Source organism: Lachnoclostridium sp. Marseille-P6806, from assembly GCF_900625025.1.
GTDB lineage: Bacteria > Bacillota > Clostridia > Lachnospirales > Lachnospiraceae > CAG-791.
Genome location: NZ_LR130582.1, coordinates 1 through 22,383 on the forward strand (window position 1 = coordinate 1; position 22,383 = coordinate 22,383).

The following is a 22,383-nucleotide window of genomic DNA, read 5'->3' on the forward strand; positions in this document are numbered from 1 at the left end:
CACAAGAGAAAACAAAAGATTTTGTCAAGCTTTCACAAAATAAAAAAAGCCAGCAATTACGCTGGTTTGAGAGATATGGCCTCTGAATAAAGTCCTAAACTATTATAGTGCTAAATCCGAAAGACGGAGTTTCGGTAACGGGCATTCCTTTGTTTTTATCTATTTTTTGAAATGCGACAGCAATAATATCAGCAATATTAGCAAAGGCAAAAAGATAAACATAAATAGTAACAATGACTATTAAAATAAATTATGCAATTATGACAAAATTAAATAATAATAAAGAGATATAGTATAATTATTTGACAGCAAAAGAGAGGAGAAGTATTATATAATTACAAAATGTTAAAGCTGTTAAAAGCTAATATTTAGCAAAAAGGATCTTGTATGACGCGTTTTGGATTCGCAAAGAGATATATAGGAGACGCAGAGTTTTATAGCCGGGCAGGGCGTGTTGCGTTTCCCGTTGCACTGCAGAGCATGATCACGATAGGCGTCAATATGCTGGATACGGTTATGCTGGGCAGACTCGGAGAAACTGCCTTGTCAAGTTCGGCACTAGCCAACCAGTTTATTGGAATTTATCACATATGCTGCATGGGCATCGGGATGGGCGCATCCGTTATGATGTCGCGCTATTGGGGAATGAAGGAACTGTGCTCTTTGAGGCAGACTGTGACGGTCATGCTGCGGATTTGCGCGGCGGTAGGGATGGTATTTACGCTTGTGACGCTTCTTGCGCCGACGCAGATTATGCGTGTCTATACTCCGGAAGCGGATGTCATACAGGACGGAGTGGGATATTTTCGTTTATCGGCGCTTTCTTATCTTTTAACGGGCTTTTCTCTGACGCTGAGCATTGCTCTGCGCAGCGTCGGATTAGCCGGAATTCCGCTCCTTAGTGCCTGCTCCTCTTTTTCGGTGAATCTTCTGTGCAACTGGATCTTCATATTCGGAAATCTGGGTGCGCCGAGACTTGAGACGGCGGGGGCGGCATTGGGGACTCTCATTGCGAGGGCGGTAGAGCTTGTGATTCTCGGAGGATATTTTTTTTTCTTTGATGCGAGAATCCGCTACCGGGTTAACGATCTCTTTTTTTCCTGTAGAACGATTCTTCCGGAATATCTGAGGATCAGTGTGCCGGTGATTGTTTCCGATTCACTGATGGCGTTCGGCAACAGCGCGGTTGCCATGATTATGGGAAGAATCGGTGCGGGCTTTGTTGCGGCGAATTCGATCACCTTTGTCACACAGCAGCTGACTATGGTGCTTACGCAGGGAGTCAGTCAGGCCGGCTGCATTATTACGGGCAATACCCTGGGAGAAGGAAGGAGAGAACAGGCTTTCGCAGAGGGGTACTGGTTCACTTTTTTGGGAACGGCGCTGGGTGTGATTGCCTGTCTCGTAATACTGTGCATCAGCAGACCGGTTACAGGATTTTACAGGGTGATGCCGGAGACAAGAGCGATTGCGCTGGATCTGATGCATGCAGTAGCCTTTCTGCTGATTTTTCAGTCGGCCAATTCCATTCTTACTAAGGGAGTGCTTCGCGGAGGAGGGGATACAAAGTTTCTGATGTTTGCCGATGTTTTCTTCCTGTGGGCGGCTTCTGTGCCGCTGGGGATTTTGGCGGGACTTTATTGGAAGCTTCCGGCTTTCTGGATCTATTTCTTTATGAAAATCGACCAGATCATCAAGTGTGCGGTGTGTATGTACAGGCTTCGAAGCGGGAGATGGATTAAGGATATTTATGCGGCGGAGACTGTATAAAAATGTTTTTATCATAAGGACAGGAGGATGATGAAATGAAACGTAGGACGATGGCAGCGGTTCTGGCAGCGTTGATGCTGATGACAGGATGCGGCGCTTCAGGAGGACAGACGGCGGATTCCGGCGGGGCGGCGGGCGCGGATACCAAAGAGGCATCCGATACAGCAAAAGCTGCGAAAAACAGCGGAGATGCCCCGGCGCAGGCGATCGCAGAGCGCAGAGCCAGGGCGGAAGAAACTGGGCAGTACAGCAAGGTCGCCATGGTGTGGTGCTCTTTTCAGGGGGCTCCGGCAGGCGTTTCGCGCGTGGAGCAGGCGCTAAATGAGAAGCTCAGAGAAAAGCTCGCCCTTGAGGTAGAAATGACGGTTATGGATATATCCTACCGCCAGAACTGCCGGCTGATGCTTTCTTCCGGTGAGAAGTGCGACATTTTCTGGGCGAATATGCTTGGCTACACATCCTGCGTGAATGATGACTACTGCATGGATCTGGAGGAAAATGATCTCCTGTCTCAATACGGACAGGGCATTCTTTCTCAGCTGAGACCGGAATATATCAATGCCTGCAGGGTCGGGGGCAAGCTGTATGGCCTCCCGCCTGTCAAGGACTTTGCGATCGGCCCCTGTGCCTACTGTATCGGTAAAGAATATCTGGATCAGATCGGATATGACTATGAGTCCATGTATACGGAAGACGATCATGAAACAATTCATACCGATGCGGCAACGATAGATGATATTTTTGCCAGACTGCATGCAGGCATTCCGGATATTCCGGTGTTTGCCCCTGGTCCGAATCTTGTGGGACAGGGAATGATGGTCGATGAGCTTGGCGGAGATGATTTTGGAGTCCTCTTAAATCCGGACAGTCTGAAAGTGGAGGATCTGTTCGCCTCAGATGAATTCAAAACTAGAATAAGCCAGATCTATGATTGGAATCAAAAGGGATATATCTCAAAGGATGCATTGTCGGATACGCAGGTTTCGATGAATGTGCGAGTAAAGAGCGGTGCGGCGATGTGTATGATGGCACAGGCCAAGCCCGGTTATATCAATCAGATTTCTGCGGAGTGCGGCAGACCGATGATTGTATTTCAGTGCGAGGATAATGTACTCAAATCCTCCGGCTGTGCCAGCGTGATCTGGAATATCAATCAGAACTGTGAGGATCCTGTGGCGGCCATGCAGCTGATGGATGCGCTTTATACCGATCCTGAGCTGTCCAATCTGCTGATCTGGGGGCAGGAGGACGTCGATTATGTTTTAACTGAGGATGGGCATATTGATTTTGCAGAGGGTGTTGATGTTCAGAATGCGGAATATTTTCATCAGATGAACTGGCAGTTCCCAAACCAGTATATTGCGCATGTCTGGGTTGGCGACGACCTTGACATTGGCAGAAAAACCGAGGAATTCAACGACAAAGCCGTGCGTTCCAAAGCGATGGGATTTATGTTTGACAACAGTGCGTATGCAACGGAACTGACAGCACTTACCAATGTGTATGAGGAGTATCGCGATCAGCTGATGTACGGATTCCTTGACCCTGAGGATGGCATCCCGGAGATGGAGCAACGGCTGAAGGCGGCAGGACTTGATACCTATATTGCGGCCAAGCAGGCGGCGCTGGATCAGTGGGTGGAGCAGAACGGAGTCAATTGAACTGATGGACGGGCGGCACGCGCCGCAGAAACTGATAAAGCGATGAGGGCGGTTCCGCCCCATGACGGCTTGCTGCAGGGAGAAACAGATGAGTATCAAAGCGAAGATCAGTGTACACCCGGCTTATGTAACAGGTCAGGTTTCGGATTGGCTCTATGGAAGCTTCGTGGAACCGATTGGAACTATCGTAAACGGAATGATGTATAACCCTGGGCATCCGACGGCGGATGAACACGGGTTCAGGAGAGATGTGATAGACAGTCTGCGTGAAGCCGGGGTGCCTGCGGTCCGGACGCCCGGAGGCAATTTCGTCTCGGGCTGGGACTGGAAAAGCTCCATCGGTCCCAGGGCAGAGAGAAAACAGGTTTTGGATCTGGCATGGAAGCAGTATTATAGCAACCGGATGGGGCTTGACGAGTATCTGCTGTGGGCTGAGCTGATTGGAGCAAAACCGATGCTTACCATCAATCTCGGCACAGGCACTATAAGAGATGCGATTGATGAGATAGAGTATACCAACCATCCCGGGAATACCTATTGGTCGGATCTGCGGAGAAAAAATGGACATAACAGGCCCTACGGAGTTAAAACCTGGTATCTGGGCAATGAAATGGACGGCCCCTGGCAGATTGGATCCTGGGAAAAGGACCCGAAGGGGTACGGTGTTCTGGCTAATGAGGTTTCCAAGGCGCTTAAGTGGGTGGATCCCACGATAGAAACGGCAGCCTGCGTTTCATCCTCGCCGTTCCTGCCGCATTATCCGGAGTGGGATGAAAAGGTGCTGGAACAATGCTATGAGTCGATTGATCTGATCTCAATGCATCATTATCATTCTGCAGAGCCGGGCGATACGAAGGGGCTTCTGGGCGGAGCCGTCTATTTTGAGGATTATATCAATACCGAAATTGCGCTGTGCGATCTGATCAGAACGAAGCTCCGTTCGACCAAGACAATGATGCTCTCCTTTGATGAGTATGGTTCTATGGTGCGTCCTTTCGAACCGATACATTATGGAAGCTATCCGCATAGCCTGTACGCGGCGCATTATCACGTGGATCCGGAGACAAGGTATGTGGAGCATGATCCTGACAATATGGATGCGACGCTTCGCAGCAGGCCGATGGCGGATGATATGACGGAAGCGCTGGCCATGGCCTCGGTACAGCTGGCATTGCTGCGCCATGCCGACAGAGTGAAAATCGGCTGCATGACAGGAGGCTTGGCAGCGCTATGTGCAAATGACAGGAATCATGTCTGGCATTCTGCCTCATATTATGTGTTTTCTGATATGCTTACTTATGGGCATGGTGAATCCATGCAGGTGAAAACAGACTGCGAATGCTTTGATATTCCGGCTGCGGCAATTGACGACAATCAGCAGTATGCGGGGCATAAAGATCTTCCGTATATTGACAGTGCAGTCACAATGGATGAGGAAAAGGGAGAATTGGTGCTGTTTCTCATTAACCGCAGCGAAAAAGAGCTTTGTGACCTGACGGTTGATTTGCGGGGATTTGACAGTCTGCAACTCGTGGAGCAAAGGGAAATGACAGGGGAGAAGGGTGTGAAAAACACATTTGAATCTCCGAATCGGATTCGGCCTGTTATTACGGCAGACGGCAGGCTGGAGAGCGGATACCTGAAGACTGTGCTCAGGCCCTATTCCTGGAATATGATCCGGCTGGCTGTCCAGGAGAAAGATGGGCGACATTGACAGGCAAGGCAGAGCAGGCCGGGAGACAAGGACGGCAGAGATGGGTAGAAATACGGTTCGTATCAGCGATATAGCCAAAGCAATTGGCGTTTCTGCGGCAACGGTTTCCGCGACTTTGAACGGCAATGGCGATGCGCTTCGGATAGCCAGGGATACACAGGAGAAGATTCTTGCGTATGCCAGGGCGGTGCATTATCATTCGAGCGCGGAGACAAGGCGGAGCCGTATGGAAAAAGCGGCTGAGAACCCTCTGGTGTTCTGTGTGTTCTGGCGCTCTGATATTATGAATGAACGCGTAGGGACCTTTCTTCTGGGGCTGCATCAGGCAGCCCTGGAGAGGGGGAGAAAGATCCAGCTGGTAATTGAACCCTATGAACCCGGGACATTTGCCCGGTGTCTGGACAAAATTTCCGCGTCGCTTTATTCGGGAGTGGTAATCAGCGGACTGAGCGAGGAGGAGCAGGATGAGCTGGAAAAAAGAGACTACGATGTTCCGATTGTTTTGATCGGGAGAGATTCTGCCAGATTCCATTATGTTCGGATTGATGATTTTCGTGCGGGAGAAAATCTTTCAAGAATGGTGCGGGCGGGGGAAGTGCGCCGTGCATCGGAGATCGGCTTTGTGAAGGGAAGTCGCGCGGAACGCATCGTGGAGGCGGGATTTACGTTTGGATGCCGGGAAGCGGGAATTCCGATCGATGAGTCATCGATGGTCAGAGTAGAGCGTGCCGACCGGGACAGTGGCTATGCCGTGGCAATGCGGCTGATTAGGCAGCTTAAGGTGCCGGAGGTCTGGCTTGTGATGGACTGCAGACTTGCCCCCGGAATTATGGCAGCCTGCAAGGAAAGCGGCGTAAGGATCCCGGAGGAACTCCGTCTGATTTTTTTTGAAGATTCGGACTTCCTGCGGTCTCATGAGCCGACGCTGTCCTGCATAGCAGTTCCGTCGATGGAAATGGCGGCAAAAACAATGGATATTTTACAGTATGCCTGCGAGAATCCGGGAATGACGCTGCAGATCAAGGAGGAACTTCTTCCCATCTATCACTTCAGAGAGAGCAGTGGGGGAGGGCATCGCGACAGTACTACGGAAAAGGGCCGTTGATGGGGCGCTCTGCGGCAGTCTGCAGGGGCAGCTGGGGGTGGAGGCCGAAAAACAGCCCGGAGGGAAAATAATGTCTGGGAGTGGAGATAAAATGTGCATGGGTGCGCAGGGGCAGGGACTGTTACAAAAAGAAAAGGAGCATAAAAAGAAAATCCGGCGCAGGAATCTGAAAAGAAGTCTGCCGATCTACCTGATGGCGCTGCCGGGACTGACGTATCTTATCATCAACAACTATATGCCGATGCCGGGTATTATACTGGCATTTAAGAATTACAGTGCAAAGCTTGGAATTTACGGGTCACCATGGGCTGGATTCAGGAACTTCAAGTATCTGTTCGCTACGCGGGATGCGTTTGTCATAACAAGAAATACGATCTGCTATAACCTGGCGTTTATTGTGGTGAATACGGTTTTATCTATTTTTGTCGCCATCATCCTCTCCGAACTGACGACCAGAGTCAAAACTTTCTATCAGTCGGTGATTTTGCTGCCGTATCTTCTGTCGGCGGTTATTGTCAGCTATCTGGTTTATGCGTTTTTGTCCCCGGAAAACGGCTATGTCAATAATTCTGTTCTTGCCGCGTTAGGGAAGGGGCCGGTGTCCTGGTATCAGGAAAAAAACTGTTGGCCGCTTATCCTCATCTTTGTCAACAGCTGGAAGGGCGTGGGCTATACCTGTATCATTTATCTGGCGACGATTATCAGTTTTGACAGAACTTTATATGAAGCGGCGGCTATTGACGGCGCAACCAGGCGGCAGCAGATAATGAAAATTACGATTCCGTTGCTTAAATCAACGATTATCATGATGGTTCTGCTGGCGGTCGGGCGGATTTTTTATTCGGATTTCGGTCTGTTTTATCAGGTTCCGCAAAACTCGGGCGCATTGTTTTCAGTGACCAATACCATTGACACCTATGTGTACCGCGGTCTTCTTGAACTGGGAGATATGACAATGTCGGCGGCTGCAGGTGTTTATCAGTCGATTGTCGGATTTGCTCTGGTGCTGGGCGCCAACCTGCTGGTCAGAAAAATTGATTCGGACAGTGCATTGTTCTGAGGAGGGAGTCATGCATACAAGGAGCAACAGGCGTTTTCAGATTTTCGGGAATGCGGTCATGCTGGTGCTGTCTTTTAACGTGCTCGTGCCGATGCTTTTGATGGTGTCGTCATCCTTTACGGACAATGATGTCCTGGTGCGGAAGGGCTACTCATTTATCCCGGGGAAATTCAGCACGTATGCGTATCAGTATATTTTTACCAGCGGGAACTCTATTCTCAATGCATATGGAGTTTCAATTCTGCTGACCATTGCCGGCACTGTGCTGGGACTTTCGATTACGACTCTTTTTGCCTACGCCCTGTCCAGAAAGTTTGTGCCGGGAAGAGGGATCCTGACGTTTATCGTTTTCTTTACGATGCTTTTTAATGGAGGTCTGGTGCCGACCTATATCAATTACACAAATGTGTTCGGCATCAAGAATACCTTTATGGCGCTTCTCCTGCCTGGACTTTTGATGAACGGATTTCACGTGCTGCTCATGAAATCATATTTTGTGGCAGGCATACCGGATGAAATTATGGATGCGGCGTATATTGACGGAGCCTCTGAGACACGTGCATTCTTTGGAATCGCACTACCCCTGGCCAAGCCGATTATCGCGACGATCGGGCTGTTTATCGGAATTGGATACTGGAACGACTGGATGAACGGATATATTTATTTGACAAAGCGGACAGATCTGTATTCGATACAGAATCTGCTGAATCGGATGATGCAGAATATTCAATTTCTGGCGCAGAATTCCACTTCGATCGTCAATGCAGGTCAGGGGCTGGCCAACATTCCATCCGTTTCGATTCGGATGGCGATGGCAGTGGTGGGTGTTCTGCCGATCCTTGTGGTCTATCCGTTTGTACAGAGCAATTTTGTAAAGGGCATCACTCTTGGCGGGGTCAAGGGCTGATAAGCGGAACGGGGTGAATAACAAACCAAAGAAAAGGGGGATTATCATGCGGAAGGAAGTTAGTACAGAGTACGGAGTTGTGCGCGGAATTGATGCGGCCGATCCTAGGATTACTGCATTTAAAGGAGTGCCCTTTGCGGCGCCGCCGATCGGAGAAAATCGGTGGAGAGCTCCGCAGCCGGCGCAGAGCTGGGAGGGAGAAAAGCTGTGTTGTCAGTTCGCGCCGATCTCTATGCAGGCGCCCAGGGGCGTCGGCGACAATGTGTATACCAGAGAGTGGAATGTGCAGCCGGATATTGAGATGGGAGAAGACTGCCTGTATCTGAATGTCTGGACCGGTGCGAAATCAGAGAAGGACAGGCTTCCGGTGCTGGTGTGGTTCTTTGGAGGAGGTCTGCAGGAGGGCTATACGGCTGAAATGGAATTTGACGGAGAGCGGATTGCGCGCCGTGGAATTGTTGTGGTGACGGTCAACTACCGGGTCAACGTATTTGGCTTTTTGTCACATCCCGAGCTGACAGAGCAGCAGCCGGATGCACCGGCGAATTTCGGAAGTCTTGACCAGAAGGCGGGGATTCTCTGGACAATCCGCAATATTGCGGCGTTCGGAGGTGATCCGGACAATATTACGATCGCCGGCCAGTCGGCAGGCGGAGGCAGTGTGATGAGCCAGATTGCATGCCTTGAAAATGAAGGACGTTTTCGCAGGGCTGTAGTCATGAGCGGCATGATTGGAGATCCCTATAAGTCTGGGAATTTTATGGCGCCGAAGCCGCTGTCAGAGGCGGAAAAGAACGGCAGTGCTTTCTTTGACTTTCTCGGAATCAGAACATTGGCAGAGGCGCGGGAGCTGGATGCGTTTTATATTCGGGATAAATATATGGAATATACGAACGGCGACAGGAACCGCATGATGTTTAATGCGCTGGACGGATGTTTTGCCACAGGGAATCCGATGGAAATTATCCAGCGCGGTGGGGGCGTTAAACTGGATGCTATGATGGCGGGCAATACGGAGGATGAGTTTATGAGTTCTTTTCCGGTATCCTCCATGGAGGATACCGGAAAGCGGGCAGAGGAGCTTTTCGGCGATAAGGCGCAGGAGTTTCTTGCATTGGCGGCGGAGCAGGGAGCGGTTGGCAGGGCGCATGGAATAGAGGTCGCAGTCAAGCAGACCTTTCTGAGGAGCGCGCAGAATGGTTCTGGTGCGGCACAGTATTATTACCGTTTTGCACCGGATATTCCGGGCTGGGATAATGCGGGAAGCTTTCACTCCTGCGATCTCTGGTTTTTCTTTGAAACACTTGCAAAGTGCTGGAGGCCGTTTGTAGGACGGCACTATGATCTGGCCAGACAGATGTGCAATTATTACTGTAATTTTATTAAAAACGGAGATCCTAACGGTATGGATGCGGACGGAACATTTATGCCGGAATGGAAGGCCTATACGGCACAGGAGCGCAATGAAATGGAATTTGCGCCGGGAGGGGCGGTTCAGAGAAAAGAAAACATCGGTTCTCTGGAGCATTTCCTGATTGAGAATGTGTAAGGGGCGGCGCCACGTCCCGCGCGGCTGGACTTTTCTCTCCTCCGGTGTTACTCTTCTAAAGAGATGCATATTAAGAGATATCGACAGGCTGACCGTTCGGGAGTGAAAAATTGCCTACGGAATCGCGTACCTTCAAAGAGCTTCGGGCCCGCTTCGGCTCGTTTATTTACAGGGGTTTTCATATTGACCGGACGGAAACGGGGCTCCGGTTCCGCTATGATTTTGAGATTCCCGCGCTGGCAGAGTTTCATCCAGCGTGGGATTTTCCTCTACCCCGAAACAGGACAATTGATCTTTCCTCTCCGGTGCTCCGCGCGCTTGCCTTTTCCCTTGGCATGGCGGAAACCATCAGCTATTGGAAATGCGCCTGCCCGAAGCGCCTGACGGTCGCCTGCGGCGCGCTCTCAAAGGAGCAGCAGCTCTGGTGGAGAAAGCTCTTTTATTATGGACTCGGAGAATTCATGTACCGCAACGGCATTGTCTGCTCCGAGGAGGAGCTGGTCAGCGTGGAGGCACCGCTTCCGGAGAACGGGCAGGGACAGCCGCTTCACGATCCGGCAGCCTATGAGGGCTATCTTGTTCCGGTGGGCGGCGGCAAGGATTCCGTGGTCTCACTGGAGCTCCTTTCGGGCGAGGACATCACGACGTACTGCATCGACGGGACGGCGGGAACCGCTTCCATACGGGCCGTTACGGCGCTGTGCAGGAGCCGCGGGAGCTATGAGGCCAGACGCATGCTGGACCGGCGGCTCATTGCGCTGAACGGCGAGGGCTTTCTCAACGGGCACACGCCCTTTTCGGCGGTGGTTGCATTTTCGGCGGTGACAGCGGCCTTTCTCACCGGGCGGCAGTATATTGCGCTCTCAAATGAGACCTCTGCCAACGAGACGACGGTGCGGGATTCCTTTGTGAATCATCAGTATTCCAAGAGCTATGAATTTGAGCGGGATTTTACCCGCTATTTTGCGGGACTCACCGATTCGGATATCCACTATTTCAGCCTGCTCCGGCCGCTCACGGAGATTCAGATTGCGGCGCTGTTCGCGGGCTTTACGGATTACCACATGGCGTTCCGGAGCTGCAACGCGGGCAGCAAGCAGGGAATCTGGTGCGGAAACTGCGCAAAATGCCTGTTTGTCTACATCATTCTGACGCCGTTCCTGCCCGAGGACGAGCTCATCCGCATATTCGGAGAAAAGCTGCTCGACAAGGTCTCTCTTGAAAAGGAATTCCGGGAGCTTGCGGGCATCGACGGGAATAAGCCGTTTGAGTGCGTCGGAACCCGGAGCGAGGTGGCGGCGGCGCTGCGCTGTTTTGTGGAGCGCGGCGGGCGAAGTTTCCTCACGGACCGCTACAGGGAAGAGCTTCTTTCCGCGGAGCCGCCGCTGGAGGAGCTGCTGAGAGAATGGGCGGAGGAGAACAGCGTTCCCGGGGCGCTTCAACAGAGACTTGCGGCAGCGCTCGGCGAGGCGCGCGCCCGCTTCGGGCGTTCGGTGGAGCGTGCAGCAACGGACGGCGGGCCGGCCGTGCCGTAATTTTATCGGTAATTATACGAAAAGTGACGGGAAGATGAACGCAGGGTGAATATCATAGAAAAGCTGAATGGAAAACGAATCCTGATCTGGGGCTATGGCCGAGAGGGGAAATCCACGGAACGCTTCCTCGCGTCGCACTGCCCCGCGGCGCAGGTCTCCGTCTATGAGGGCAGCCGGGACGGGATCGATGAGGCTGCGTTTGATTTCATCATCAAGAGCCCCGGGATTGTTATGCCGGAGGATGTCCCGAAGTATACCTCCCAGACGGAGCTGTTTCTTGAAGCGTTCCGGGATCAGACCATCGGCATCACCGGAACCAAGGGCAAGAGCACGACCTCCCGGATGCTGTATGAGGCGATTCGGGGCTGCGGAAAGGACGTGCTGCTTGTCGGAAACATCGGTCTGCCCTGTCTGGACGAGGCGGACCGGATCGGGTCGGACACCTGTATTGTTTTTGAGCTGTCCTGTCATCAGCTCGCGCATTCGCACGTTTCGCCCCGGATTGCGGTGTTTTTGAATCTCTTTGAGGAGCATCTTGATTATTACGGCAGTCTGGAGCGCTATTTTGAGGCGAAGAGCCATATCGCGCGCTATCAGAAAGAGGGCGATGTCTTTCTCCGCGGCTGGAACGTTCCGGACATCCCGACGGCCGCCCGCGTCGTGCCTCTTACGCAGGCACCGGAGCGGGACTGGCAGCTTACGGTGAACGGAGAGCAGAACCGCTACAACGCCGAGGCCGCGTTTCTTATCGCATCGGAGCTGCTCGGTCTTGACGCCGGGACGGTGAAGCGTCGGATCGAGCTCTGCGAGGGGCTGCCGCATCGTCTGCAGCTGATCGGGACGGTGAGCGGCGTCCGCTTCTATGACGACTCCATCTCCACGATCCCCGAGGCGACGATTGCTGCAGTCCGGAGCATCCCGGAGACCCGGACGGTGCTGATCGGCGGAATGGACCGGGGAATCGGTTACCGCCTGCTTTCGGAGTTCATTCTCCGGACACCGGAGGTGAACTTTATCTGCGCCTATGAATCGGGTCGGCGCATCATGAAGGAGACGGCGCGGTATGCGGCGGAAAAAGCGTCCGCGGGGCCGGAAGAATGCGGTGGGAAGCCGGCGAATCTTTTATCTGCAAAGGACCTTGCGGAGCAGGTCGCGCTGGCAAAGCGGATCACACCGGCGGGGAGCGCCTGCATTCTGTCCCCGGCGGCGGCCTCTTACGGCTATTTCAGGAATTTTGAGGAGCGCGGCGACGCGTTCCGGGAACTGGTGCTGCGGCATGACGGGTGAGGCATAAGATACGACAGGCATGAAATACGAGAAGCTACCGAGCTGCCGGATTCTCGGCACGGATATCAGCGTCACGAATATGGATCAGACAGTCTCGTGGCTGGAACGTAATCTTGAGGCGCTCCGGGGAGACTATATCTGCGTGTCCAATGTCCATACGACCGTGATGGCGTACCGCCATCCGGCGTACCGGGCGGTGCAGAACGGCGGCGCGGCGGCGCTTCCCGACGGAAAGCCGCTCTCGTATGTCAGCCGGCGGCGCGGATATCCCGAGGCGGCGCGCGTGGCGGGGCCGGATCTGATGCCTGAAATATTCCGCCTGTCTGCGGAAAAGGGCTACCGCAATTATTTTTACGGCGCGTCACAGCATACGCTCGACATACTCCGGCAGAAGCTGACGGAGCGCTATCCGGGCCTCGTGATCGCCGGGATGTACTCTCCGCCGTATTACCGGAGCATCGGAGACATTCCCGCGGAGGAGACGGCGGCGGACGTGGCGCGCATCAATGCCGCGAAGCCTGATTTTATCTGGATCGGTCTCGGGGCGCCCAAACAGGAGCAGTGGATGGCGGCCCGAAAGGGAGAGCTGTCCGGCGTTATGCTGGGGGTCGGCGCGGGCTTCGACTTCCATGCGGGGACGGTAAAGCGAGCGCCGCGGTGGATGCAGGAGCTGTATCTCGAGTGGCTGTACCGGATCATGCAGGACCCGAAGCGCCTCGCGAGCCGCTATATTTCCACGAATTTTTCCTTTGTGGTGAACACCGTCCGCGAGGGAAAGAAAGAGAAAGCGCGCATCCGGCGGGAGGAGCTTCGCCTCGCGATGATCGGGCACAAGCGGATCCCGTCGCGCGAGGGCGGCGTCGAGATCGTCGTTGAGGAGCTCGCCACGAGGCTTGCGGCGGGCGGGGATCGTGTGACGGCGTACGACCGCCACAGCCGGCAGTCCAAGGACAAGCCGAAGCCTCCGAAATTTTATAAGAGCATCCGTATTGTGCAGGTCCCGACGTTCCGGGACCGCAGGCTGAACGCCATCGTCTACTCGGTGCTCGCCTCGATCCGTCTCGTATTCGGCGGCTTTGACGTGGTGCACTACCATGCGGAGGGCCCCTGCATCATGCTCTGGCTCCCGAAGCTCTTCGGCATCCCGACGGTGGCGACGATTCACGGCCTTGACTGGCAGCGCGCCAAGTGGGGGAATTTTGCCTCCCGGATGCTGAAAAAGGGGGAGCAGAGGGCCGCAAGGGATGCGGATGCGCTGATTGTGCTGTCCCGGAACATGCAGGAATATTTCCGGAGCGTTTACGGGCGGGAGACCGTCTATATTCCGAACGGAATCGAACGGCCGGAGAGCCGTCCGGCAGAGCGGATCGCGCAGGAATACGGTCTGGAGAAAGACGGCTACATCCTTTTTCTCGCCCGTCTTGTTCCTGAAAAGGGCATCCACTATCTGATCAGCGCCTTTCGCCGGCTGGACACGGACAAGAAGCTCGTGATCGCGGGCGGGCAGGGAAGCGCGGAGGAATATGCCGAGGAGATCCGGCGCATGGCGGAGGGAGACGGACGCATCCTCTTCACCGGCTTTGTGCAGGGGCAGCTCCTCGAGGAGCTGTATTCCAACTGCTATTTCTTTGTCCTGCCGAGCGACGTCGAGGGAATGGCGCTGAGTCTTCTTGAGGCGATGAGCTACGGGAACTGCTGCGTCGTGAGCGATATTCCGGAGAATACCGAGGTCACGCAGGAGCACGCCCTGACGTTCCGGAGGGGCGATGCGGAGGATCTGCGCGCCGTGATGAAAGAGCTTCTGGAGAGGCCGGACCGGGTGCGTGAATACGCGGACGCCGCGCAGGATTATATCTGCGAGCGCTACAATTGGGAGGATGTTGCGGCGAGGACGCGGTCGATTTACATGGAGGTTCTGCGGCCGGAACGCCGCGCCGAGCTCGAGGCGGCAGACAGACGGGAGAGCGGGCGGTGAAAGTACTGATCATCAATAAATTTCTGTACCCGAACGGCGGCTCAGAGACCTATATCTTCCGTCTGGGGGAGGAACTGCAGCGGCAGGGGCATGAGGTGCAGTATTTCGGGATGGAGCATGCGGGTCGCATCGTCGGCAACCGGGTCGGGAGCTACACGGAGCCGATGGACTTTCATGCGGGAACCGTCCGGAAGCTCCTCTATCCGTTCCGCATCATCTACTCGCGGGAGGCGCGGCGAAAGCTCCGGCCGGTGCTGGAGGATTTTCAGCCGGATGCCGTGCATCTCAATAATATCAATTTCCAATTGACTCCCTCGGTCATCGACGAGCTCCGCTCATTCGAGGAGGCGCACCGGGAGCTCTATGCGGAGCAAAGCCGGCGTCTTGCGGTGGTCTATACGGCGCACGATTCCCAGTGGGTCTGCCCCGGGCATCTCCTGCGCATCCCGTCGACCGGCGCGCTGTGCATGGACTGCATCGACGGGGATTTCCGCGGTTGCACCGTGAATCGCTGCATTCATAATTCCAGACTCCGCAGTGTTCTCGGCACGCGGGAGGCCGAATTCTATAAGAGACGCGGGACCTACGCGCAGGTGGACCGCGTGATCTGTCCGAGCGGGTTTATGAACCGGGTGCTCTCTCACGATCCGGTGCTGAAAGAGCGGGCGGTCACGCTCCGGAATTTCCTTGATCTTCCGGGTCAGAACGGCGCTCCGGCGGAGAATATCGCGGGCAAAGAACAGAGAGAGACGGCCGTGCCGGAGCCGGGCGGCTACGTGTTTTATTTCGGGCGCTATTCCGAGGAAAAGGGGATCGCGACGATGATGAAAGCGGTGCGGGCTCTTCCGGAGATCCCGTTCGTGTTTGCGGGAAGCGGGCCGCTCGAGGCGGAGGTCGAAGGGGCGAACGTGACAAAGCTCGGCTTTCTTTCCGGGCAGAGGCTTGCGGACGCTATCCGCGGCGCGCGCTTCGTGGTATTCCCCTCGGAGTGCTACGAGAACTGCCCGTTCTCCGTGATGGAGGCGCAGGGCCTCGGAACGCCGGTGCTCGCCTCGGACCTCGGCGGGATTCCTGAGCTGATCAACACGAATGCGAGGGACGGCCGGGATACCGGGAGACTCTTCCGGGCAATGGACGAGGAGGATCTTGCGGAGAAGATCCGCGAGCTCTGGGAGGACCCGGAGGCGGTCGCGGCGATGGCCTCGCACTGCGCCGGGTGGACAGCAGAGCGCTTTGATACGCCGGAGCGCTATGTGCACCGGGTCACGGCGCTTTACAGTGAGGCGTCCCGGCCGGCGGATCACGGAGCATGAGGAAATATGATCGAAGACGGGCCGGAGCTGCGGCCTGATTATGCTTAGAAGCAGGGGTAACGCTATGGGCAGGAGAACACTTTACGGAACGGTCATCGTGACCTACCGCTGCAATGCGCGCTGCAATATGTGCAACGTCTATCAGTATCCGACGAATCCGAAAGAGGAAATTCCTCTGGAGGTCATACGAAAGCTTCCGGAGATGGCCTTTACGAACATCACCGGCGGCGAGCCGTTTCTGCGGCAGGACATTGAGGAGATTGTCGAAATTCTCTCTCAGCGGACGAACCGCATCGTGATTTCGACAAACGGCTATTACACGGACAAAATCATTGCTCTCTGTGAAAAGTATCCGAAAGTCGGCATCCGCATCAGCATCGAGGGGCTGCAGGAGACGAACGACGCCATCCGTCGCATTCCGGACGGCTTTGCACGGGGCTACGGCACGTTAAAGAAGCTGGTCGAGATGGGCCATCCGGACGTGGGCTTTGGAATGACGGTGCAGGATCTCAACGCGGACGATCTGGTTCCGCTCTATAAGATCTCCGATGAGATGGGGATGGAATTTGCGACGGCGACGCTTCACAATTCGTTCTATTTCCATAAGGACGACAACCGGATCGACGACCGCTACCATGTCGCGGAGAACTTTGCGAAGCTGAACAACGAGCTTCTTGCGAGCAAATCGCCAAAGAAATGGTTCCGCGCCTATTTCAATCACGGCCTGATCAATTATATCTACGGAAACAAGCGGCTTCTCCCCTGCGATATGAGCCGGAACGCGTTCTTCATCGATCCGTTCTGCGATGTCGTTCCCTGCAACGGCACCTGTCATAAGGAGATTATGGGGAATCTCAGGGATATGAGCTGGGACGAGCTGTGGCATTCCGAGCAGGCAAAGCGCGTCCGCGCAGAGATCCGTCACTGCGGCCGCAACTGCTGGATGATCGGCAGCGCCTCCCCGGCGATGCACCGCTACATCTGGGTGCCTGCGTGGTGGGTCATCCGCCACAAATTCCTGAAGGGCGGGCGCTACGACCTCAGCGAGAACCGTTTTATCACCGGGCCGGACAAGCAGGAATGAGCCGCGGAATGTATGGAGGATAGTGTGAAAAATCACGCTGATGCAATGATTTGCTCCGTGAGCGAAAAATGCCGTTACGTAGCGGGACGGCATGAGACGCGAAGCGGCTCGCATCTCTGCGCGCCGGCGCAGAGATGTTGCACACGGCTATTTGTGCCGAAGCCCAAATAGCCCCTGATCGCAGCCGTAAAACCGCCTGCGCGGACCTTTCAGCAAACGAAAAATGCTGTCAGGTAAAGGGACGGCATGAGCCGCAAAGCGGCTCGGCACCCTGCGCGCCGGCGCTGGGTGATTGCGGCGCGTGCCTCGCACAAAGTGCTTCGGCATGAGGATTACCATGGCAGAAAAAATTATTCTTACCGGAGACCGTCCGACGGGCCGTCTCCATATCGGGCACTATGTTGGTTCGCTCCGCCGGAGAGTCGAGCTGCAGAATTCGGGCGGCTTTGATGAAATCTATATCATGATCGCCGACGCGCAGGCTCTCACGGACAATTTCGATGATCCCGACAAGGTGCGCGAGAACATCATGGAGGTGGCGCTGGACTATCTTTCCGCCGGCATCGACCCCGAAAAGACGCATATTCTGATTCAGTCCCAGATCCCGGAGCTGACGGAGCTGACGTTCTACTACTCGGATCTTGTGACGGTTTCGCGTCTTCAGAGAAATCCCACGGTCAAGACGGAGCTCGGCATGCGGGGCTTCGGCGAGAGCATTCCGGTCGGCTTTTTCACCTATCCCATCAGTCAGGCGGCGGATATCACGGCGTTCAAGGCGACCACGGTTCCGGCCGGAGAGGATCAGCAGCCGATGATCGAGCAGACGCGCGAGATCGTCCGGAAGTTCAACTCGGTCTATCACACGGAAACGCTCGTCGAGCCGGAGATCCTGCTCCCGCAGAACGAGGCCTGTATGCGCCTGCCCGGAACGGACGGAAGGGAGAAGATGAGCAAGTCCCTCGGGAACGGCATCTATCTCTCCGATCCCGCGGAGGAGGTGAAGAAAAAGGTCATGAGCATGTTCACCGACCCCGATCATCTGCGCGTGGAGGACCCGGGGAAGATCGAGGGCAATACGGTGTTTACCTATCTTGACGCCTTTGCGAGGGCGGAGCATTTCGCGGAGTATGCGCCGGATTACACCGATCTGGAAGAGATGAAAGCACATTACCGGAAAGGCGGGCTCGGCGACGTAAAGGTCAAAAAATTCCTGAACAATGTGCTGCAGGAGACGCTGGAGCCGATCCGCAGCCGCAGGGCGCGCTTTGAAAAAGATATTCCCTATGTGTATGAGGTTCTGAAAAAGGGGACGGAGGCCGCGGAAAAGAAAGCGGCAGGGACGCTGGAAGAGGTAAAGCGGGCCATGCGCATCAATTATTTCGAGGACACGGAATGGCTGGAAACGCAGATAAGGAAGTTTTCCGGACAGGACGGCCGCGCGTGAGCGCTCTGAAAAAAACAGTAAGGAGTATGGATATGACATATCAGGAGGCAGAAAAAAAACTGGCAGAATACGGGCAGACGCATGTCCTGCGCTACTATGACGAGCTTGACGGCAGAGAACGGAAGGAGCTTCTGGAGCAGATCGGCGGCACGGACTTTTCGGTGCTCCGCTATATCGGGAATCCGGGCGAGGCGCTGAACCGGGGAAAAATCTCTCCCCTCGGCGCGATGGAGCTTCCGGAGATCGAGGCGCACCGGGAGGAATATACGGAGCGCGGGCTCGCGGCGATCCGCGGGGGAAAGCTTGGTGCGGTGCTTCTTGCCGGTGGCATGGGCACGCGGCTCGGCTCCGATGATCCGAAGTGCATGTATGATATCGGCCTTACGAAGACCGTCTATATCATGGAGAGGCTGATTGTCAATCTGCAGGAGGTCGTGCGGCAGGCCGGCGTTTCGATTCCGCTGTTCATCATGACCTCGGAGAAGAACGATGCGAAGACGCGCGCGTTCATGAAAGAGCATGATTATTTCGGCTATGACAGCGGGCAGGTCTGGTTCTTCCGGCAGGAGATGGCGCCGGCGGCGGACCGGAACGGAAAGGTTTTCATGGAGGGAAAGGGGCGCATCGCGACCTCTCCCAACGGAAACGGCGGCTGGTACGTCTCGATGGCGCGGACCGGGATCCTCGATGTGGTGCATGAACGCGGGATCGAGTGGCTCAACATCTTTGCGGTCGACAACGTTCTGCAGAGGATTGCGGATCCCTGCTTCCTCGGCGCGACGATGGCGAGCGGCGCGGCGTCGGGAGCCAAGGTGGTGCGCAAGGTGACGCCGGATGAAAAGGTGGGAGCAATCTGTCTTGAGGACGGGAAGCCATCGATCGTTGAATATTACGATATGACGCCGGAGCTGATGGATGCGAAAAACGAGAAAGGGGAGCCCGCCTATAATTTTGGCGTGATCCTGAATTATCTTTTCCGCGAAAAGGATCTGGCGCGCATCATGGACGAGAAGCTGCCGATGCACGTGGTGAACAAGAAGATCCCTCATATCGATGAAAACGGCGTTCCGGTCAGCCCGGAGGAACCGAACGGCTTCAAATTCGAGCAGCTTGTACTCGATATGATTCATGAGCTGGACAGCTGCCTGCCCTATGAGGTCGTCCGGGAGCATGAATTCGCGCCGATCAAGAACCGGAAGGGTGTCGACTCGGTCGAGTCGGCCAGGGACCTCTGCCGTCGGAACGGGATCGAGCTGTAAGCAGGCAATCAGATCAGGAAGCAGACGCAGGCGCCCCGGCGGATGACGGACGGTCAGCGGCTTTTCTCCCGGCTCCGGTATTCTCCCGGCGAGAGGTTCATCATTTTCCGGAACGCCTTGGAAAAATAGAGAGGACTCTGAAAGCCGACGGAGTTGGAGATCGCGCTCACGGAGAGCCCGGTTTCCGTGAGGAGGAGACAGGCCCGGCGGATGCGGAACGCGTCGAGATAACGCTTCGGCGACTGCCCGAGAGCCGCTATGAACTGTCGGTAGAGGGTGCTGCGGCTGACGCCGGCATAGGCGGCGACCGATTCAATCGAAATATTGTAGGCAAAATGCGAGTCAATGTAGGAGCAGGCGGTTCTTACATTGGCTCGTTCCGCGTTTTCCTCGGGGGAGGAAGACGCGGGGCGCATGAGAAGAGACAGCGCGAGGCAGAGGCGTCCGGTCATTTCGACGGAGCTGCAAAAAGAGTTGCCGAATGCTTCGCTGATCTCCCGGAGGCAGCGCGAGAGCTCGCCGCCGTACGGGACGCGCCGCAGAACGGGGCGCTCCGGTGTAAATTCCGTGGCATCGAGCATGGAGGCGGCATCCGCTCCGGCAAAGCCGACCCACTGGTATTCCCATGGATCTTCCCCGTCGGCGCGGTACAGGATTTCCGTGTCCGGGCGGACGAGAAAGAGGTCGCCCGCGGACAATGCAAAGCGAAGCTCCGCACTTTTCCCCGCCGGGCCCGCCGTCTGCGCTCCGCCGGCTTTCTTTTCCGCAGGCGTTCCGGAGTCCGCTCCGTCCCGACGGTTTGCCTCCGCGCGGCGGATCCGGTATTCGCCCTTTCCGGACAGGACATAGTGGATCAGATAATGGTCGCGCACGCCGGGGCCCCACTGATAGCCGGGCGTGCATTTCTGCTGTCCCACATTATAGACGGAAAGAGAGACGAGAGAGCGGCGGGATACCTTATGCGACTGCTTGTAGCCGGCGCTGTGCGTCATGGCGGACCTCACTTTCGCGGATGTGATTTTCTGCAACAAAATTACCGGTGCATGATACTAAATTCCATTGTAGCACGGACGGAAATGCGTGATGATAATGAAAGCGATCATATGCTGTGCATTTCCGAAAGGAATTTCTGAGACGGAGGATGGAATGAACCAAAAAGACAAGAGTTCTGCGGAGGAGGGCATCCGGGCGCTGGTGGCCTACGGTCTGGGAAAAGGGCTGATCACGGAGGAGGACGCCGGCTATGCGGCTAATCTCCTGCTGGATGCGCTCTGCTGTGAGCCGCAGGGGGAGTTCAGCGCTGCGGATATCGTGCCGGCGGCGGAGAATGCCCCGGCGCTGGAGGATATTCTCGATACGCTGCTGTGCGATGCGGCGGCGCGCGGCCTCATCGACGGCGGGCCGGCGAGCCGGGACCTTTTTGATACCCGTCTCATGTCCTGCCTGTGTCCCCGGCCGGGGGAGGTGGTGCGGCGCTTTTTTGAGCATTACCGGGAGAGTCCTGAGGCGGCCACCGACTACTTCTATAAGCTCAGCCGCGATTCGGATTATATCCGGGAATACCGCATCCGGAAAGACCGGAAATGGACGTCGCAGACAAAATACGGGACCATTGATATCACGATCAATCTGTCAAAGCCGGAAAAGGATCCCAAAGCGATTGCAGCCGCGCTCACGAAGAAGCAGAACGCGTATCCGAAGTGCCTGCTCTGCCCCGAGAACGAGGGCTATGCCGGGCGGCTGGATCATCCGGCGAGGCAGACGCTCCGCCTGATTCCGCTGGAGCTTGGCGGCGAGCGCTGGTACATGCAGTATTCGCCCTACGTCTATTACAACGAGCACTGCATTGTCCTGTCGAAGAGGCATGCGCCGATGCGGATCGACCGCTCCACGTTCCGCAGGCTCATGGATTTTGTCGCGCTGTTCCCGCACTATACCATAGGCTCCAACGCGGATCTTCCGATTGTGGGAGGCTCGATTCTCACGCATGAGCACTTTCAGGGAGGACGCTATGAATTTGCCATGGCGAGGGCGGGGATCCGGGAGGAGCTTTGCTTCCGCGGCTTTGAGGATGTGACGGCGGGCATTGTGAACTGGCCGATGTCCGTGATCCGCCTCCGGGGCTCTGCGGATCGGGTGACGGAGCTTGCGGACCGGATCCTTACCGCATGGCGGGGGTACAGTGACGAGGCGCTGGGGATCCTCGCGTACAGCGGGGACAAGCCGCACAACACGATCACGCCCATTGCGCGGCGCAGGGGAGAGCTCTTCGAGCTGGATCTGGTGCTCCGCAACAACCGGACGACGCCGGAGTTCCCTCTGGGAGTTTTTCATCCGCACGAGGAGCTCCATCATATCAAAAAGGAAAACATCGGCCTCATCGAGGTGATGGGACTGGCGGTGCTCCCGGCGCGTCTTCTTAGCGAGATGGAGCGGCTCAAGGAGGCGGTCCTTGCAGGCGAGGAAATTTCGGAGATCCCGGAGATCGCGGCCCACGCTGCGTGGTGCCGTGAAATGCTGGACAAGCACCCGGAGCTCTCTGTGAAAAAGCATTCGGAGGTTTCTTTGGACAAGCGTCTGCTGGACCGCGTCGTCGAGGAGGAGATCGGGCTGGTCTTCCAGAACGTGCTGGAGCACTGCGGCGTGTACAAGGACAGCGAGGAGGGGCGCGCGGGCTTCCGGCGCTTCACAAATCGTGTATAATGAGCAAAGGAAAGGAG

The 22,383-nt window shown here is 55.5% G+C and carries 16 protein-coding genes; 15 read left to right on the forward strand and 1 reads right to left on the reverse strand.

Annotated elements, in window-relative coordinates; genetic code table 11:
• The first annotated feature begins 387 nt into the window (after positions 1-387).
• The 14 genes from E0E20_RS10125 to E0E20_RS10190 all read left to right on the forward strand — a co-directional run bounded on the left by E0E20_RS10125 (position 388) and on the right by E0E20_RS10190 (position 19,663).
• Complete coding sequence (locus tag E0E20_RS10125) at positions 388-1,770, forward strand: MATE family efflux transporter (RefSeq protein ID WP_130838091.1); 1,383 nt, start codon at positions 388-390, stop codon at positions 1,768-1,770.
• 35 nt (positions 1,771-1,805) lie between these two features.
• Positions 1,806-3,431, forward strand: a complete 1,626-nt coding sequence (locus tag E0E20_RS10130; protein ID WP_130838092.1) for an ABC transporter substrate-binding protein — start codon at positions 1,806-1,808, stop codon at positions 3,429-3,431.
• An 88-nt stretch (positions 3,432-3,519) separates the two neighbouring features.
• Positions 3,520-5,145, forward strand: coding sequence for an alpha-L-arabinofuranosidase C-terminal domain-containing protein (locus tag E0E20_RS10135; protein WP_130838093.1), 1,626 nt, complete (start codon positions 3,520-3,522; stop codon positions 5,143-5,145).
• Entirely contained in the window at positions 5,132-6,250 is a 1,119-nt protein-coding gene (locus tag E0E20_RS10140) for a LacI family DNA-binding transcriptional regulator (RefSeq protein WP_130838094.1), read from the forward strand. Before E0E20_RS10135 ends, E0E20_RS10140 begins: the two co-directional genes overlap by 14 nt.
• 193 nt (positions 6,251-6,443) lie before the next feature.
• Positions 6,444-7,310 carry an ABC transporter permease gene (locus E0E20_RS10145; protein WP_130838178.1) on the forward strand — a complete coding sequence of 289 codons (867 nt, stop codon included), beginning with the start codon at positions 6,444-6,446 and terminating at the stop codon, positions 7,308-7,310.
• 10 nt (positions 7,311-7,320) lie between these two features.
• On the forward strand, positions 7,321-8,217 hold the full coding sequence (locus tag E0E20_RS10150; protein ID WP_130838095.1) for a carbohydrate ABC transporter permease: 897 nt from the start codon (positions 7,321-7,323) through the stop codon (positions 8,215-8,217).
• Positions 8,218-8,263: 46 nt separating this feature from the next.
• The gene (locus tag E0E20_RS10155; RefSeq protein WP_130838096.1) at positions 8,264-9,766 is read left to right on the forward strand and encodes a carboxylesterase/lipase family protein; all 1,503 of its coding nucleotides are present in this window, start codon (positions 8,264-8,266) and stop codon (positions 9,764-9,766) included.
• A gap of 110 nt (positions 9,767-9,876) precedes the next feature.
• Positions 9,877-11,301: a hypothetical protein gene (locus E0E20_RS10160; protein WP_130838097.1), complete on the forward strand. Its 1,425-nt coding sequence runs from the start codon at positions 9,877-9,879 to the stop codon at positions 11,299-11,301.
• Positions 11,302-11,346: 45 nt separating this feature from the next.
• Entirely contained in the window at positions 11,347-12,588 is a 1,242-nt protein-coding gene (gene murD, locus E0E20_RS10165) for a UDP-N-acetylmuramoyl-L-alanine--D-glutamate ligase (protein ID WP_130838098.1), read from the forward strand.
• Positions 12,589-12,607: 19 nt separating this feature from the next.
• Positions 12,608-14,563 (forward strand): WecB/TagA/CpsF family glycosyltransferase, encoded by a 1,956-nt coding sequence (locus E0E20_RS14515; RefSeq protein WP_130838099.1) that lies wholly within the window; start codon positions 12,608-12,610, stop codon positions 14,561-14,563.
• Entirely contained in the window at positions 14,560-15,876 is a 1,317-nt protein-coding gene (locus E0E20_RS10175) for a glycosyltransferase family 4 protein (protein ID WP_130838100.1), read from the forward strand. The genes E0E20_RS14515 and E0E20_RS10175 overlap by 4 nt, the downstream gene beginning before the upstream one ends.
• Positions 15,877-15,940: 64 nt before the next feature.
• A complete protein-coding gene (locus tag E0E20_RS10180; RefSeq protein ID WP_130838101.1) occupies positions 15,941-16,960 on the forward strand; it encodes a radical SAM protein in 1,020 nt (339 codons plus the stop codon).
• A gap of 337 nt (positions 16,961-17,297) precedes the next feature.
• A complete protein-coding gene (gene trpS, locus E0E20_RS10185) occupies positions 17,298-18,404 on the forward strand; it encodes a tryptophan--tRNA ligase (protein WP_130838102.1) in 1,107 nt (368 codons plus the stop codon).
• Between the two features lie 32 nt (positions 18,405-18,436).
• Entirely contained in the window at positions 18,437-19,663 is a 1,227-nt protein-coding gene (locus E0E20_RS10190; protein ID WP_130838103.1) for a UTP--glucose-1-phosphate uridylyltransferase, read from the forward strand.
• Between the two features lie 53 nt (positions 19,664-19,716).
• Here the strand turns inward: E0E20_RS10190 and E0E20_RS10195 are convergent, their stop codons facing one another.
• The gene (locus E0E20_RS10195; protein WP_130838104.1) at positions 19,717-20,655 is read right to left on the reverse strand and encodes an AraC family transcriptional regulator; all 939 of its coding nucleotides are present in this window, start codon (positions 20,653-20,655) and stop codon (positions 19,717-19,719) included.
• 154 nt (positions 20,656-20,809) lie between these two features.
• Here E0E20_RS10195 and E0E20_RS10200 point away from each other — a divergent pair, with 154 nt between their 5' ends.
• A complete protein-coding gene (locus tag E0E20_RS10200) occupies positions 20,810-22,366 on the forward strand; it encodes a UDP-glucose--hexose-1-phosphate uridylyltransferase (protein ID WP_130838105.1) in 1,557 nt (518 codons plus the stop codon).
• The last annotated feature ends 17 nt before the right edge of the window (positions 22,367-22,383 follow it).